This window comes from Pararhizobium sp. PWRC1-1 (assembly GCF_049897905.1).
GTDB lineage: Bacteria > Pseudomonadota > Alphaproteobacteria > Rhizobiales > Rhizobiaceae > Pararhizobium.
On sequence record NZ_JAFCXE010000013.1, the window covers coordinates 189,576 to 205,555 of the forward strand.

Annotated in this window: 13 protein-coding genes, 1 tRNA gene and 2 rRNA genes; 12 read left to right on the plus strand and 4 right to left on the minus strand. The window is 59.9% G+C overall.

Features of this window, described 5'->3' with window-relative positions:
• Positions 1 to 14 precede the first annotated feature (14 nt).
• The 7 genes from ACP7E0_RS20455 to ACP7E0_RS20485 all read left to right on the plus strand — a co-directional run bounded on the left by ACP7E0_RS20455 (position 15) and on the right by ACP7E0_RS20485 (position 7,726).
• Positions 15 to 1,061: a LacI family DNA-binding transcriptional regulator gene (locus tag ACP7E0_RS20455; protein ID WP_426127314.1), complete on the plus strand. Its 1,047-nt coding sequence runs from the start codon at positions 15 to 17 to the stop codon at positions 1,059 to 1,061.
• Positions 1,062 to 1,134: 73 nt separating this feature from the next.
• Positions 1,135 to 2,157: an ABC transporter substrate-binding protein gene (locus ACP7E0_RS20460; protein WP_426127316.1), complete on the plus strand. Its 1,023-nt coding sequence runs from the start codon at positions 1,135 to 1,137 to the stop codon at positions 2,155 to 2,157.
• Positions 2,158 to 2,390: 233 nt separating this feature from the next.
• The gene (locus ACP7E0_RS20465) at positions 2,391 to 3,218 is read left to right on the plus strand and encodes an ABC transporter permease (protein WP_426127318.1); all 828 of its coding nucleotides are present in this window, start codon (positions 2,391 to 2,393) and stop codon (positions 3,216 to 3,218) included.
• Positions 3,215 to 3,994: an ABC transporter permease gene (locus ACP7E0_RS20470; protein WP_426127320.1), complete on the plus strand. Its 780-nt coding sequence runs from the start codon at positions 3,215 to 3,217 to the stop codon at positions 3,992 to 3,994. The genes ACP7E0_RS20465 and ACP7E0_RS20470 overlap by 4 nt, the downstream gene beginning before the upstream one ends.
• Positions 3,987 to 5,012, plus strand: coding sequence for an ABC transporter ATP-binding protein (locus ACP7E0_RS20475; RefSeq protein WP_426127321.1), 1,026 nt, complete (start codon positions 3,987 to 3,989; stop codon positions 5,010 to 5,012). Before ACP7E0_RS20470 ends, ACP7E0_RS20475 begins: the two co-directional genes overlap by 8 nt.
• Before the next feature lie 6 nt (positions 5,013 to 5,018).
• The gene (locus ACP7E0_RS20480) at positions 5,019 to 5,942 is read left to right on the plus strand and encodes a nucleoside hydrolase (protein WP_426127322.1); all 924 of its coding nucleotides are present in this window, start codon (positions 5,019 to 5,021) and stop codon (positions 5,940 to 5,942) included.
• A complete protein-coding gene (locus ACP7E0_RS20485; RefSeq protein ID WP_426127324.1) occupies positions 5,939 to 7,726 on the plus strand; it encodes an adenine deaminase in 1,788 nt (595 codons plus the stop codon). Before ACP7E0_RS20480 ends, ACP7E0_RS20485 begins: the two co-directional genes overlap by 4 nt.
• Before the next feature lie 18 nt (positions 7,727 to 7,744).
• Here ACP7E0_RS20485 and ACP7E0_RS20490 read toward each other — a convergent pair whose 3' ends face one another.
• On the minus strand, positions 7,745 to 8,917 hold the full coding sequence (locus ACP7E0_RS20490; protein WP_426127326.1) for a M20 aminoacylase family protein: 1,173 nt from the start codon (positions 8,915 to 8,917) through the stop codon (positions 7,745 to 7,747).
• A 140-nt stretch (positions 8,918 to 9,057) separates the two neighbouring features.
• Here ACP7E0_RS20490 and ACP7E0_RS20495 point away from each other — a divergent pair, with 140 nt between their 5' ends.
• The 4 genes from ACP7E0_RS20495 (at position 9,058) to ACP7E0_RS20510 (ending at position 14,964) form a co-directional block, all read left to right on the plus strand.
• Positions 9,058 to 9,753, plus strand: a complete 696-nt coding sequence (locus ACP7E0_RS20495; protein WP_426127327.1) for a phosphoribosyltransferase — start codon at positions 9,058 to 9,060, stop codon at positions 9,751 to 9,753.
• 372 nt (positions 9,754 to 10,125) lie between these two features.
• Positions 10,126 to 12,075, plus strand: a complete 1,950-nt coding sequence (locus ACP7E0_RS20500; protein WP_426127352.1) for a PrkA family serine protein kinase — start codon at positions 10,126 to 10,128, stop codon at positions 12,073 to 12,075.
• 27 nt (positions 12,076 to 12,102) lie between these two features.
• Positions 12,103 to 13,416, plus strand: a complete 1,314-nt coding sequence (locus tag ACP7E0_RS20505) for a YeaH/YhbH family protein (protein WP_426127329.1) — start codon at positions 12,103 to 12,105, stop codon at positions 13,414 to 13,416.
• A gap of 12 nt (positions 13,417 to 13,428) precedes the next feature.
• Positions 13,429 to 14,964 carry a SpoVR family protein gene (locus ACP7E0_RS20510; RefSeq protein WP_426127331.1) on the plus strand — a complete coding sequence of 512 codons (1,536 nt, stop codon included), beginning with the start codon at positions 13,429 to 13,431 and terminating at the stop codon, positions 14,962 to 14,964.
• A gap of 107 nt (positions 14,965 to 15,071) precedes the next feature.
• Here the strand turns inward: ACP7E0_RS20510 and ACP7E0_RS20515 are convergent.
• Positions 15,072 to 15,148: transfer RNA gene (locus tag ACP7E0_RS20515), tRNA-Met, on the minus strand.
• Here ACP7E0_RS20515 and ACP7E0_RS20520 point away from each other — a divergent pair.
• A complete protein-coding gene (locus ACP7E0_RS20520; protein ID WP_426127333.1) occupies positions 15,112 to 15,372 on the plus strand; it encodes a hypothetical protein in 261 nt (86 codons plus the stop codon). The genes ACP7E0_RS20515 and ACP7E0_RS20520 overlap by 37 nt on opposite strands.
• 125 nt (positions 15,373 to 15,497) lie before the next feature.
• Here ACP7E0_RS20520 and rrf read toward each other — a convergent pair.
• Both rrf and ACP7E0_RS20530 read right to left on the minus strand, forming a co-directional pair.
• A 5S ribosomal RNA gene (gene rrf / locus ACP7E0_RS20525) occupies positions 15,498 to 15,612 on the minus strand.
• Between the two features lie 270 nt (positions 15,613 to 15,882).
• A 23S ribosomal RNA gene (locus ACP7E0_RS20530) occupies positions 15,883 to 15,980 on the minus strand; the annotation flags it as partial.

The following is a 15,980-nucleotide window of genomic DNA, read 5'->3' on the forward strand; positions in this document are numbered from 1 at the left end:
CCCCGTTGGATCAGATGGCCAACCCGCGCACAGGATCGAACCTCAGCCAGATTGCCGCGACACTGGGCGTGTCTGCTGCGACGGTGTCGAATGCGCTGTCCGGCAAGGGACGCGTCTCGGCCGAACTTGCTGAAAAAATCCGCACCACTGCAGCCGAACTCGGCTACACGCCGAGCCTGACCGGCCGGGCGCTGCGCACTGGACGCACCGGCGTTCTCGGCCTGGTACTCCCCAATATCGCCAATCCCCTGTTTCCGCAGATCGCCCAGGCGATTGAACATGCGGCAAGCCATGCCGGCTATGGCGTGCTGATCGCCGACGCCCGCGGCGACGTTGCGCTGCAGACAGACGCCATCAACCGCCTGATCGAACGCGACGTTGATGGCATCGTCATCGTCCCCCGGCTTGGAACCCGCATTGCCGATATCGGCTGTCCGGTCGCTGTCATCGACAGCCCCTCCACCCCCGGCAACACGGTTTCGGCTGATCACTGGCAGGGTGGGCAGACAGTCATCGAGCATCTGGTGTCGCTGGGACATCGCAAGTTTCTGCTGATTGGCAACAATCCGGCCTCGAATGTTCAGAACGACCGCATCGGCGGCATGAAGTCCCGCATCCCGGCAGGCGGACGTGCTGACGTTTTCTGGATCGAGAAACACGAGCAGATCCATGGCAAGGGAAGTCTTCTTGGCTTGAAGGAACAGGTGGAGAGAGGATTTACCGCCTTTGCCGCCGTTTCCGATCTGCCTGCGCTACGGGCCCTGATGGAATTGCAGCGTGCCGGTATCGGCGTGCCCGAACATGTCAGCGTCACCGGCTTCGATGATCTTGTCTGGTCTTCGGTCGTAACCCCGGGCCTGACGACGGTCCGGATGAACATGGCAGAGATTGCCGACATTGCCATCGCCGCGCTGGTCCGAGTCATCGAGGCCGACACCACCTCGGGTTCGGAAGTCGCGCGCACCGTGACCGGAACAGTTGTGGCGGAGCGGTTGAGCGTGCCGATGAAACTGGTGGTCCGGCAGACATCGGCACCACCAGCGAATGTCCACATTGCATGACCGGGACCATCATAAGTCCCAAAAACATACGCCAGAAAACATGAGCCAAGAAAACACCAGAAGGAGAACGCAGATGAACAAAATGCTCTTTTCGTCAGCCGCCGCGCTGATGCTCACCATGGGTGCCGCCCATGCACAGGAAAAAACACTGACAATTTCCGTCTATGCCTTCGCGCAGGACGAATTCAAGGAGATCGTCTACGATCCCTTCCAGGCCAAGTGCGGCTGCAAGCTGGTGGTCGAAACCGGTAACAGCGTCGAGCGCCTCGCCAAGATCGAAGCCAACAAGGCAAACCCTGTCATCGACATGGCCGTGGTTTCCATGGCCGACGCGCTTTCGGCTGATCGCAATGGCCTGATCGAGAAGATCGACACCACCAAGCTCAGCAATTTCGGCAAGCTCTACGACATCGCCAAGGACCCGAACGGCGACGGCATGAGCGTCGGCTACACCTTCTATGCGACCTCCATCGTCTATCGCACCGACAAGATGAAGATCGATTCCTGGGCTGACCTTTTGAAGCCGGAATATGCCGGTCACGTCGCCTTCCCGAACATCACCACCAACCAGGGACCGCCCGCACTCTATATGCTCGGCAAGGCGCTTGGCACCGATACGCCGGATCTCAAGGGCGCGATTGAAGCGCTCGGCGCCAAGAAGGAAGACATCGTCACCTTCTACGTCAAATCCTCGCAACTGGTACAGCTGATGCAACAGGAAGAAATCTGGGCGGCACCGATCGGCCGCTTCTCCTGGGCGCCGTTCACCAAGCTCGACCTGCCGCTCGGCTGGGCGACGCCGAAGGAAGGCCAGACCGGCGGCATGAACGTCATGGTTCTGACCAAGGGTGCGAAGAACCAGGATCTGGCGCTCGAATTCATGGATTTCTGGCTCTCCACCGAAATCCAGACCAAGCTTGCTGAAAAGCTGGTCGATAGCCCGGCCAACAAGGAAGCCAAGGTTTCCGACGAGATCGCCGGCAACCTGACCTATGGCGAAGAAACAGCCAACAGCCTCAAGCTCATTCCATCCGCCGTAGCGCTCGACAACCGCGATGCGTGGCTGTCCGAGTGGAACGCCAAGGTCGGCCAGTAATCCGGCCAACACGAATGCCTCCCAAGGCAAGGGGCGCGGCCAGCGAACTCCGGTTCGCGAACTGCGCCCCGACTGAACCGGCCGTCAACTTGAGATGCTGCTGCCACAGCGCCTCACCCCACCCCTCTTCCCGTTCATGGGAAGAGGGGGACGTGGCCGGCTCACGAACAAGAGTTAAGGGGATCGCCGGCAACCGCGTTGATCCCGTTTGAACCTGCTGGAGACGACAAACCATGTTCCAGAACCGGGCAGAAGCATTGGCGCTCGCCCTACCAGCCGCGATTTTCGCGGGGCTGGTCTTTCTCGTGCCGGTTATCCTGCTGTTGTCGGAAGGTTTTCGATCGGCGGATAGCTGGAGCCTGTCGGCTTATGCGGATTTCTTTTCGCAGCCGCTGAACCGGACTGTCTTTCTGCGGACGCTGAAGCTGGGCGCGCTCGTCACCGCAGCGGCAGCCGTGATCGGTTATGCCACCGCCTTCGCCATCGTCAGCCTGCCGCCTGGCACCAAGGGCCGGATGATCGGGCTTGTCGTATTGCCGCTGATGATTTCGCCGGTCGCCCGCACCTATGCCTGGATCGTCATTCTCGGCCGCACCGGCATCGTCAACCAGGCGCTGATGGCTGTTGGCCTGAGCGACGAACCGATCCGCATCCTCTTTAGCGAAACCGCCGTCTTCATCGGCCTGCTGCAGCTGTTCCTGCCCTTGATGGTGATCTCGCTGATCAGTGCGCTTGAAAACCTGCCGAAGGATGTCGTACCCGCCGCCCGGGTGCTCGGTGCCAACTGGTTCCAGGTGTTCTGGAAAGTCATCCTGCCGCTGACCCGCGAGGGTCTGGTGGTCGGCGGAACGCTGGTCTTCACCGGTTCGATGACCGCCTATATCACCCCCGCCATTCTCGGCGGATCGAAGGTGCTGATGCTGGAGACGCTGCTCTACCAGCAGGTCACCGTCGCTAACAATTTCGTGTCGGCTAGCGTCATCGCCTTCATCCTGATCGTCATGAGTTTTGCCGCCAATATTCTCCTGAAGCGGATCGCAACGGCGAGGAACAAGCGATGACCCCGAGACTGTTCGCCCCGATCACGCTGCTTCTGGTGCTGATCTTCCTGATCGGCCCGTTCCTGATCATCGTCGCCGCCTCGTTTTCGGCCGGCGATACGCTGGCCTTTCCGCCGCAGGGCTTTTCGTTCAAGTGGATCCTCAAGGTCTTCACTGTCGAGAGTTTCCGCGACAGCTTCGTGATCTCGATGTTCCTGGCGATCGGCGGCACCTTTGCTGCCCTTCTGCTCGGCATTCCCGCCGCCTATGCGATGTCACGCTACAAGCTGCCGATGTCCGAGACCGTGCGCACCATCGTCTCGGCGCCGATCATCGTGCCGGGCATCATCGTCGGCTTGGCGCTGCTGCGCTATTTCGTCGTGCCCATCGGGGTTTCGATCACGCTGGCGCTGTTCCTTGCCCATACGGCGCTGATCCTGCCCTATGCCGTGCGGGTCGTCTCCGCCAGCCTCAACAACCTGCGCTCGGATATCGAAGAGGCGGCCGTGCTGCTCGGCTCGTCCCGGCTCGGCGCCTTCTTCCGGGTGGTCCTGCCGAACATTCGCGGCGGTATCCTGTCGGCCTTCATCCTCGGCTTCGTCACCAGCTTCAATCAGGTTCCGGTATCGCTGTTCCTGTCCGGGCCGGGTGTCCGAACCCTGCCGATCGATATGCTCGGCTACATGGAGATCGTCTTCGACCCGTCGATCGCCGCCCTGTCTTCGCTGCTCGCTTTCCTGTCCATCGGCATCGTCTTTGCCGCCGAACGTTTTCTGGGGTTCTCCCGCTATGTCTGACACATCCTTCCTCACCCTCGACAAGCTCTCCCTCGCCTATGGCAAATCGATAGCCGTCAAGGATCTCGATCTCGAGATCCACAAAGGCGAACTGCTGGCGCTGCTCGGGCCTTCCGGCTGCGGCAAGACCACGACCATGCGCTCGATTGCTGGCCTGATGACGCCGGTCGGCGGACGTATCAGCCTTGATGGCGCCGATATTACCCGGGTTGCCGCCAACAAGCGGGCGGTCGGGCTAGTGTTCCAGTCCTATGCGCTGTTCCCGCATCTGACAGTGTTCGAAAATGTCGCCTTCGGCCTCAAGCTGAAGGGCATGCGCGGCACGGAGCTGGAAACAAAGGTCAAAGCCGGTCTCAAATCCGTCGGCCTCGCGGCCTTCGCCGACCGCAAGACACCGGAGCTGTCCGGCGGCCAGCAGCAGCGCGTTGCCCTTGCCCGCTCCATGGTCATGGAGCCGAAAGTGCTTCTGCTCGACGAACCGCTCTCCAATCTCGACGCCCGGCTGCGGCTTGAGATGCGCACCGAACTGCAGCGCGTGCAGAAGGAAAGCGGCGTGACGATGATCTTCGTGACCCACGATCAGGTCGAGGCTCTCGCGCTCGCCGACCGGATCGTCGTGATGAAAAACGGCGCCATCGAGCAGATCGGCACGCCGGAAGAGATCTACAACCACCCGGTTTCCAGCTTCGTCGCTGATTTTGTCGGCTTCGAAAATGTCTTCGCCATCAGCGATGGAAAGCTGACCACCGCCAATGGCGCTGTCTCCCTTTCCAAATCACTCCCAGACGTTGCAGGCCTTGCCTGGCGCCCCCGCGCCGTTTCCCTCGGGTCCGGCCCCTTGGCGGGCACGGTGCGGGGCGTCTCCTTTGCCGGTGGCACGCGCGAATATGTGCTGGAAACGCCACTCGGCATCATCAAGACGGAGGTGGACGCCACCCTGCCGGCTCATACGCTTGGCGCCACCGTGGCATTCGACCTGCCGGTCGAGGGCGCCGCTCTCCTCAAACGCTTCGGGTAATTCGTCATGGGTGTCTGGATCGATACGGATATGGGCTTTGACGACATCGCCGCCATTCTGGTGGTGATGCATGCGGGCATGGCTATCGACGGCATATCGCTGGTGTTCGGCAATACGCCGATGGATCAGGTTCGGCGCAATACGGCAGGTGCGGCCAAGGCATTCGGCTGGACCATCCCCGTTCATGCCGGTCGCAGCCAACCGGTTCTGGGCGCGCTCGAAACCGCGCAGGAAATCCTCGGCGAGACCGGCATTCCCACCGCAGGCCTGACGCTGCCGGAAGCCGGAGATGCGGCAAGCGATGATGCTTTCACAGCGCTCTGCCAATGGCTGGAGAACACGCCCTCCCCACGCCGCATCCTGGCGCTCGGGCCGCTCACCAACATCGCAGCCCTTGCACTGGCGCGGCCCGATCTGGCGGCCCGGATCGACGAACTCACCTGGATGGGCGGCGGGCTATCGCGCGGCAACCACACGGCATCGGCGGAATTCAACGCGCTTGCCGACCCGGAAGCTGTCGCCATCGTCCTGTCGCATGGCCTGCCGCTGCGCATGGTCGATCTCGATTTCTGCCGCAAGGTTCTGGCATTACCCGACGATATCGCGCCGATCCGGCAGGCAGGCGGGGCTAACGCTGCACTGCTCGCCGATATGCTCGCCGGCTATATCGATATCGGCGTCAGCCGCGGACGACCGGCGATGGCGATCTATGATCCCTCCGCTGCCGCAGCCTTCGTCCGCCCCGACCTCGTCACCTTCCAGCCGGCCCGGATCGGCATGGAGCTGGCCGGTTCGCTGACACGCGGCCGCACCGTGGTGGAAATCCGCGCCAGCCACGGCGCGTTCAATGCCGAATTTGCAGCCGATTGTGACGCAGTGGCGATCAAATCAATCGTGCTCGGCGCCCTGCGTTGGGAGGCCAGCAAATGACGCAGTCCTCGGCAAGGGAACCCGCCGACCTCAATGACGCGGGCCTACGCACCCGCGCCGTCGCGGCAGCACGCGGCGATGCACCCTTCGATACCCTGATCGTCAACGGCACTCTGGTCGATATGGTGACGGGCGAGTTGCGGGCAGCCGATATCGGCATCGTTGGGCCGCTGATCGCCAGCGTCCACCCGGCTGGTACCAGATTGGACGCGGCAGAGATCATCGATATCTCCGGTGGGTTCGTTTCGCCGGGCCTGATCGACACGCATATGCATATCGAAAGTTCGATGGTGACGCCCGCGACCTATGCTAACGCCGTTCTGCCGCGCGGTGTGACCACGATCGTCTGGGATCCGCACGAATTTGGCAATGTCCATGGCGTGACCGGCGTGCGTTTTGCCGCCGATGCCGCCAAGATGTCGCCACTGCGGATGATCCTGCTTGTCCCCTCCTGCGTGCCGTCAGCACCGGGACTGGAACTCAACGGTGCCGATTTCGATGCTATTGTAATCGCCGATCTCCTGTCCTGGCCGGAAATCGGCGGCATCGCTGAGGTCATGAACATGCGCGGCGTGATTAACCGCGATCCGCGCATGAGCGCCATCGTCCAGGCAGGACTTGCCTCGGAGAAGCTGATCTGCGGCCACGCGCGCGGCCTGAACGGTAGCGATCTCGCCGCCTTTATGGCTGCCGGTGTCAGCTCTGATCATGAACTGGTATCATCAGCCGATCTGATGGAAAAGCTGCGCGCCGGTATAGCGATCGAACTGCGCGGCTCCCACGATCACCTGCTGCCGGAATTCGTCGATGCCCTGAACCAGCTCGGCCATCTTCCGCAGACAATAACCCTCTGCACCGACGACGTCTTTCCTGATGATCTGGCAACAGGCGGCGGTCTCGACGATGTGGTCCGGCGGCTGGTGCGTTACGGGCTGAAGCCGGAATGGGGGCTACGGGCAGCCACACTCAACGCCGCCCAACGGCTGGGACGCTCCGATCTGGGGTTGGTCGCAGCAGGACGCCGTGCCGATATTGCCGTGTTCGACAATCTTACCGACCTCAAAGCCCGCATCGTTATCGCCAACGGCGTTGTTGTCGCCAAAGACGGCCGCATGCTTGCCGACATCACATCTGCCGATACATCCGTGCTTGAGCATTCGATGAAGATCACGCCGCTGGCAACCGATGATTTCCGCGTCGCCTCCAGCGAAAAGACCGTTCGCATCGCCACCATCGACCAACCGCGGTTTACCCGCTGGGGTGAAGCAGACGCCGACGTGCGGGATGGTTTCGTTGTGCCGCCGGAAGGTACGGCCCTGATTGCGGTGGGACATCGCCATGGACGCAGCGACAGCCGGCCCCGCGTTGGCTTCCTTCGCGGCTGGGGCGAATGGCGCGGCGCATTCGCCAACACTGTTTCCCATGACAGCCATAACCTCACGGTGTTTGGCAGCGATCCCGCGGACATGGCGCTTGCCGCCAATGCAGTCATCGCCGCCGGCGGCGGCATGGCGGTGGCATCCAATGGAATGATCAAAGCCATTCTGCCGCTGCCGCTATCGGGCCTAGTTTCCGGTGCGCCACTGGACGATGTCGCCCGGGATTTCGCAGGCATTCGCGCTGCCATGGACGAGATCGTCGAATGGCAGCCACCTTATCTGGTGTTCAAGGCCTGCTTCGGAGCAACCCTTGCCTGCAACGCCGGACCGCACCAGACGGACCGGGGCATTGCCGATGTCGAAACCGGAACGCTGCTGGAAAGCCCGATCCTGGCTCGGACATGATATCCTCGGGCTGGGCGCTCAGGCGGGCGCCAGTTCCTGTTCGACCAGCGTCGTCCAGAACGCCACACCTGGGCCGATCGCCTCATCGTTGAAATCATAGGCGGTGTTGTGGTGCAGAGCGCCATCGACGGCCGGGCCGTTGCCGAGCCAGACATAACAGCCCGGAGCCTGACCGGCGAAATAGGCGAAATCATCACCCGCCGTCGACGGCGGAAATACGGTTCTAAGCTTGTCGTCAAAGACAGCGCTAGCCGCCTTCAATGCACGCGCCGTTGCATCGCTATCGTTGACAACAGGCGGGATACGGCGCTCGAAGCCATAATCGGCGGCAATGCCGTACATCGCTGCGGTGCCGCTCGCCAGACGGCCGATTTCCGTTTCCAGCTGATCGCGCACTGCGGGCGAATAGGCCCGCGCAGTCCCACCGATCTCGACAATATCCGGAATGACATTCAGAGCCTGCGGATTGCCAGCCTGCACCGAACAGGCACTGACCACGGCCGGCTGCAGCGGATCGACGACCCGGCCGACGATCGTCTGGAGAGCGGCAAGAAATGTTCCGGCCGCAGTGATCGGGTCCTTGCCCAGATGCGGTTTTGCCCCATGCGTGCCGGTGCCGCGAAACGTCACGCGCCAGCTGTCCGAGGAAGCAAGCTGCGGCCCGGCAACCACGGCCATTTCATTGGTATCGAGGCCGGGCATATTGTGCAGGCCGTAAACGGCATCGCAGGGAAACCGCTCGAACAGGCCATCCTCGACCATGCGCCGGGCGCCGCCGCGGCCCTCCTCTGCCGGCTGGAAGATGAAATGTACGGTACCGGAGAAATTGCGGGTCTCGGCCAGATAGCGCGCCGCCCCCAGCAACAGGGCCGTGTGACCATCATGACCACACGCATGCATCTTGCCATCGATCGTGGATTTGTAAGAACGCTCCGCCGTTTCCGGCATTGCCAGTGCATCCATATCGGCGCGAAGGCCGATGCTGCGAGTACCATTGCCGATCTGCAGCGTTCCAACCACGCCCGTGCCGCCCAGTCCGCGCGTCACAGCGATCCCGGCCTTATCCAAAAGGTCAGCGACAATACCGCTGGTGCGCACTTCCTCGAAACCCAGTTCCGGATGCGCGTGCAGATCGCGGCGCAGTTCGGTGAGGAAAGGCAGGTCGGCAGTCAGAATTTCGGGCAGGCGCATTGGCAGGCAATTCCTTGGATCGTGAGGTGGTGTGCTGTTTGTCGGGGCTCCACAGACTTCCCCTTGACGTTCTTCCGGTATAGAGCAAAACCTCAGAAAACCGAACACCTCGCTCACAGTTGGGCTCAAAGGAAGACGCCATGCAGCCGCATGACTTCTGGCAGGAAATCCATCCCGCAAACACGTTCGACCCGGACAAAACCCACAGGGATTTTTATCCGGCGACCCTGATGGATGGGCGTCAACTCCGCCTGCCGATCCGCCCTCTGTCTGATGGCACCCATGCCCTGGCGTCGCTGATCATCAACCAGGCAAGCTTTGGGGTCCAGGATGCGCTGGCGGCCCAGCTTGCCGAAAAGCTGAGACCGTTCCAGCCCGATGTCATCGTCGGCCTGCCAACCCTTGGCCTGACGCTCGCCAGCGCCGTTGCGCGGGCGCTGGGGCACAGCCGCTACATTCCGCTCGGAACCTCGCCAAAATTCTGGTACCAGGCCGACCTGTCGGTGCCAATGTCCTCGATCACCACGCCGGACCAGACAAAACGGCTCTATATCGATCCGCGCATGCTGCCACTTCTGGAAAACCGTCGCGTCGTTCTCATCGATGACGTCATTTCCAGCGGCACGTCCATCGTCGCCGGGCTGTCCCTTCTCACCATTGCCGGCGTCGAACCCGTGGTCATCGGCGCTGCCATGCTGCAATCGCGCCGATGGGTAGACCGGTTGATCGCTTTGGACAGCCGTTTGCCGGAAAAAACCGCCGGGGTTTTCGCCACGCCGTTGTTGTCGAAAATGCCCGATGGAGGCTGGAGCGCTCAGGGTGACCCTGCGGCATAGTCCAGTTTGATCGGATTTCGAAGTACCAGCCGGCGTGTGAAGTCAGAGCCACGTCCCGAAAGTTGTGAACATCACGGATGGTATGATGGTTGTTGGGACTATTGTGTTACGCTGGACGGGAGGAATTCGGAACGATCATCAAAGGCGGTGATTCGGATCTGAGGGAGGTGCGTGATCACCGGTGCGCCCTTCGACAAGGATCCAGGATCCGTCGGTCTCGCCCAAATGGTGCGGCCCTCTTCGTTGTGATATTCTCAGCAGTAACAATTATTTGAAGGAACTTTCGAGAGCAAGGAAACGTTCATCTCGTTGAGCGAGCCGATAGGCAGCGATCCCGTCTCAACGAACCGGCCGCGGGAGAGCATGATGCAGATGCAAAATACCCAGTCCGATGTCTTCGATCTGTTTTCGGAGATTTATACCAGCACCGCGCAGGAGGAGATCAGTCTCCAGGAATATCTGCTCGCGTGCCGCGACGATAAAAGCATGTACGCCACCGCACAGGAGCGCATGGTCGCCGCCATTGGAGAGCCCGACTTCGTCGAAACCAGCGCCGACGAGCGCCTTGGCCGGATTTTCTCCAACCGAACCATCAAGATCTATCCGGCATTCGCCGATTTCTACGGAATGGAAGACACGATCGAGCGGATCGTCGGCTATTTCCGCTATGCCGCACAGGGCCTCGAAGAACGCAAACAGATCCTTTACCTGCTCGGTCCGGTCGGTGGCGGCAAATCCTCGCTGGCCGAAAGGCTGAAGAAGCTGATGGAGATGCGGCCGATCTACACATTGATGGTCGGCGGCCAGATTAGCCCGGTGTTTGAATCGCCCCTCGGCCTCTTCCACCCCGAACGCATGGCCGATCTTCTCGAAGACAAATACGGCATTGCCAGACGCCGTCTCACCGGCATGATCTCGCCCTGGGCGACCAAGCGCCTTGACGAAGTCGGTGGCGACATCTCGAAATTCAGCGTCGTCAAGCTGATGCCGTCACGACTGCGCCAGATCGGCATTGCCAAGACGGAGCCCGGCGATGAAAATAACCAGGACGTCTCCTCGCTGGTCGGCAAGGTCGATATCCGCCAGCTCGAAAACTTCAGCCAGGCCGATCCCGACGCTTATTCCTACAGCGGCGGCCTGAACCGCACGACGCAGGGCCTGCTCGAATTCGTGGAAATGTTCAAGGCACCCATCAAGGTCCTGCATCCGTTGCTGACCGCAACCCAGGAAGGCAATTACAACGGCACGGAAAATTTCGGCGCCTTTCCCTATCAGGGCATTGTCGTTGCCCATTCGAACGAATCCGAATGGCTGCAGTTCAAGAACAATCGCAACAACGAGGCCTTCCTCGACCGCATTCTGGTGGTCAAGGTGCCCTATTGCCTGCGGGTCACCGAAGAGCGGCAGATCTACGACAAATTGCTGCGTGAAAGCGAACTTGCCAAAAACCCATGCGCGCCGGAGGTTCTGGAAAGCCTCAGCCGCTTCACCGTTTCGACGCGGCTTACCCCGCATGAAAATTCGCCACTTTATACCAAGATGCGGGTCTATGACGGCGAGAACCTGAAGGACGTCGATCCCAAGGCAAAATCGGTGCAGGAATATCGCGACGCTGCCGGTGTCGATGAGGGCATGAACGGCGTCAGCACGCGCTTCGCCTTCAAGGTCCTGTCGGAGACCTTCAACTACGACAGCAAGGAGATCGCCGCCGATCCGGTGCATTTGATGTATGTCATCGAACAGGCGATCAAGCGCGAGCAGTTCCCCAAGGAAACCGAGGCGGCCTATCTCAACTTCATCAAGTCGGAACTGGCCACCCGTTATGCCGAGTTCATCGGCCACGAGATCCAGAAGGCCTATCTGGAATCCTACAGCGAATACGGCCAGAACCTGTTCGACCGCTATATCGCCTATGCCGACGCATGGCTCGAGGATCAGGATTTCAAGGATCCCGACACGGGACAAAATCTCAACCGGACAATCCTCGACAATGAATTGTCGCAGATCGAGAAACCGGCAGGCATTGCCAATCCGAAAGATTTCCGCAACGAGGTCGTCAAGTTCACCCTGCGCGCCCGTGCCAAGAACAGCGGCCGCAATCCGTCCTGGATGAGCTATGAAAAGCTGCGCGAAGTGATCGAAAAACGGATGTTCGGCCAGGTGGAGGATTTGCTGCCGGTCATCAGCTTCGGCTCCAAGAAGGACAGCGCCAGCGAAAAACAACATGCCGAATTCGTCCATCGCATGATCGAGCGAGGGTATACCGAGCGGCAGGTGCGCAGGTTGGTGGAATGGTACATGCGCGTCAACAAGGCGGGGTGAGACATACCGATGTCTTGGGGGTAGCCAATGCCGAATTTCATCGACCGTCGCCTCAACCCGAAGGACAAGAGCCTCGGGAACCGCCAGCGTTTCTTGAAGCGTGCCCGCGACGAGCTGAAACGCTTTATCAAGGATCGCGTCAAGACCGACCGGATCGCCGACGTGGATTCGGGCCACGCGGTTCCCATGCCGGGCCGCGGTGCCAGCGAGCCGACCTTTCAGCCCGCCCGCGGCAGCGGCGACCGGCAATATGTTCTGCCCGGCAACCGCGATTACATGCCAGGAGATCGCATCGACAAACCACAGGGCGGCGGCGGCTCGGGTTCGTCCGCCGGAAAAGGGGAGGACGAGGACGATTTCCAGTTCCTGCTGTCGCGCGAGGAAGTGCTCGAACTGTTTTTCGAGGATCTCGAACTTCCGGACATGGTCAAGCTCAGCCTGAAGGAAGCCGTCGCCTTCAAACCGCGCCGTGCAGGCTTTGCCACAAGCGGCTCGCCGACGAATATCAATGTCAGCCGCACCATGCGCAACAGCTACGGACGCCGCATCGCCTTGCAGCGGCCCAAGCGAAAGACGCTGGAAGCATTGGCTCAGGAAATCGAAGAGATCGCGACGGAACCGGAGCTTGACATTGTCCAGCGCCAGCATCTGGAAGCCTTGCGGGCGCAACTCGATATGCTCGAACGGCGGCGGCGGCGGATCCCCTATGTCGACCCCGTCGATATCCGTTTCAACCGGTTCGAGCGCCAGCCGCTGCCCAATGCCAATGCGGTGATGTTCTGCCTGATGGATGTCTCCAGTTCGATGGGCGAGCGGGAGAAGGATCTGGCCAAACGCTTCTTCGTACTGCTGCATCTGTTCCTTAAACGCCGTTACGACCGGATCGACATCGTCTTCATCCGCCACACCGACGAGGCCGGCGAAGTCGATGAGGACACCTTCTTCTACAGCACCCAGAGTGGCGGCACGGTGGTCTCCACGGCGCTTGAGGAAATGCTGCGCATCATACAGGAACGATACCCCGCAAAGGAATGGAACATCTATGCCGCGCAGGCCTCCGACGGCGACAATGTCTCCCGCGATTCGGAACGATGCGCCTCGCTTCTCACGTCCGAACTGATGCGGCTTTGCCAGTATTACGCCTATGTTGAAATCATCGATGAGCGCGAGAGCGAAATCTTCGGCTCAACCGACAACGGCACCTCGCTCTGGCGCGCCTATCGCACTGTCGACGGCGAATGGCCGAATTTTCAAATGACCCGGATCGCCCGGCCATCCGACATCTACCCTGTCTTCCGAAAGCTCTTCGCCAGGCAGCCAACCTTGCAATTTCGCAGCTGAACGGAGCCCCTCATGGCAAAGAACGCAGGCGCAAAGCTGCTGTTTCACAGTTCCGACTGGAACTTCAAGACGCTGTTACATGCCTATGACGCAATCGAGACGATCGCGCTCGATGAGCTCGGGCTCGACGTCTATCCCAACCAGCTGGAGATCATCTCGTCAGAGCAGATGCTTGACGCCTATTCGTCCGTCGGCATGCCGCTGATGTACCAGCACTGGTCTTTCGGCAAACGCTTCGTCTACGAGGAAAACGGCTATCGCAAGGGCCATCACGGCCTTGCCTATGAGCTGGTGATCAACTCCAGTCCCTGCATCACCTATCTGATGGAGGAAAACACCATGGCCATGCAGACCCTGGTGACCGCCCATGCGGCCTTCGGCCACAACCATTTCTTCAAGAATAACTACCTGTTCAAGCAATGGACCGATGCCGGCGCCATCCTCGGCTATATGGAGTTTTCGAAGAAATACATCGTCAAATGCGAGGAAAGGCACGGGACATCGGCCGTCGAAGCCATTCTCGATTCTGCCCATGCGCTGATGGATCAGGGCGTGTTCCGCTACCGCCGCCCGCCGCGCCTATCGTCCAAAAAGGAGCAGGAACGGGCGCGTGAAAGATTGGAATACGAAGAACAGACCTATAGCGATCTGTGGCGGACCCTTCCGCGTGCCACCGGCCGGCCAGACCCGGAAGAAGCCGAACGCGATGCCCTGGAGCGAAAGAAGGTCCTCAATCTGCCGGAGGAAAATCTTCTCTATTTTCTGGAGAAGAACAGCTTGATCCTGGAGCCATGGCAACGCGAACTTCTGCGCATCGTGCGGGTGATCGCCCAGTATTTCTATCCGCAGCGCCAGACCAAAGTGATGAACGAGGGATGCGCCACCTTCGTGCATTACACCATCATGAACAGGCTGTTCGATCAGGGCAAGATCAGTGAAGGCTCGATGCTGGAAATGCTCCACAGCCATTCTAGCGTTGTTTTCCAACCGCATTTCGACGATCCCCGTTATTCCGGGATCAACCCTTACGCGCTTGGATTTGCCATGATGCAGGACATCGAGCGTGTCTGCAATCAGCCGACAGCCGAAGATCGCGACTGGTTTCCCGACATTGCCGGCAGTGGCCAATGGCGCGAGACGCTCATCGACGCCTGGGCCAACCACCGGGACGAATCCTTCATCCTGCAATATCTGAGCCCGGCGTTGATACGCAAATTCAGGCTGTTCCAGCTGACCGACGAGGCGGACAACAAATATTGCGAGGTCGCCTCGATTCACAACGAGCGGGGATATTCTGATATCCGCAAGGCGCTGGCCAGAAGCTACGATGTTGGTGCCACCCAGCAGGACATCCAGGTTGTTGATGTCGACCTGTTGGGAGACCGGCAGTTGCGGCTTCAGCACCGGATCAAGAGCGGTGTCTTACTGGAGGAAACCAGCCGGGACGCGACGCTTGGCCATGTGCGGCATTTGTGGGGTTATGGCGTCAGCCTTGCGGGTGTGGACGGGCACACGGGTGCTGTGCGGTATGAGTGTTCGACGGGCTGATCGGCGATTGCCTCTGTACGCTTTTCTTTTTCGTCGTTTGCGATTTGAACGCAGAAAAGCCCGCGAACATCTCTGTTCAGCGGGCTTTTTTGTTGTGGGTATCAATTTGGTTGCGGGGGCAGGATTTGAACCTGCGGCCTTCAGGTTATGAGCCTGACGAGCTACCGGGCTGCTCCACCCCGCGTCACCAGCGTATTCGGCGAAGCCGAATATCGCGATAAGGAAACCGCCTTATGGCGGTTTTCGTCAATAGCGCAAACCGAAGGTTTGTCGCTTACAGGTTGGGCCGTATTTGCCTTCCCTTGTTCATTTCAGCGCAAATTCGCCGAATTTGTCGCCTTGATGTTCCGTATCAGGCAGAGGCCTTTAGCGGAACCGGCAGCCTTCGAGCGAGAAGACCGCCTTTGAACGTGTATTCCATTATCCGGTTTATTCTACCGAAGCAAAAAGGCCGCTTGAGGGCGGCCTGTTGTTCGGCTGGGCCGGAGGATGAAGAGAAGACTGTGTATTTGGTATTTTCTTGCCTTTAATAGACCTGGCAGCGACCTACTCTCCCGCGTCTTAAGACGGAGTACCATTGGCGCAGGGGCGTTTCACGGCCGTGTTCGGAATGGGAACGGGTGCAGCCACCCCGCAATAACCACCAGGTCAACTAAGGGCAAGATTTACACCTGCAGTGCAGGTGTAAATCTCGCTCTTAGTTTGCACGGCTAGCTTATCCTTCTCGCTCGTCGCTCGAAGGGCAGTCGTGCTGGCCATACGGACACCTCCAAAGGAGGCGATACCGGCCAGAGCGATTTTAACACCGCAGTTGCGGGGTAAAACCAAAATGAGAAGCTGGTTGAAGTCTGAGACTTCATTTCTTTAAACACATCTATTGCACCATCGGGCTTTGCCCGATGAGCACTAGCAATGAGAACAATCAAGCCAATCGAACGATTAGTACCGGTAAGCTTCATGCATTGCTGCACTTCCACACCCGGCCTATCAACGTGGTAGTCTTCCACGGTTCTCAA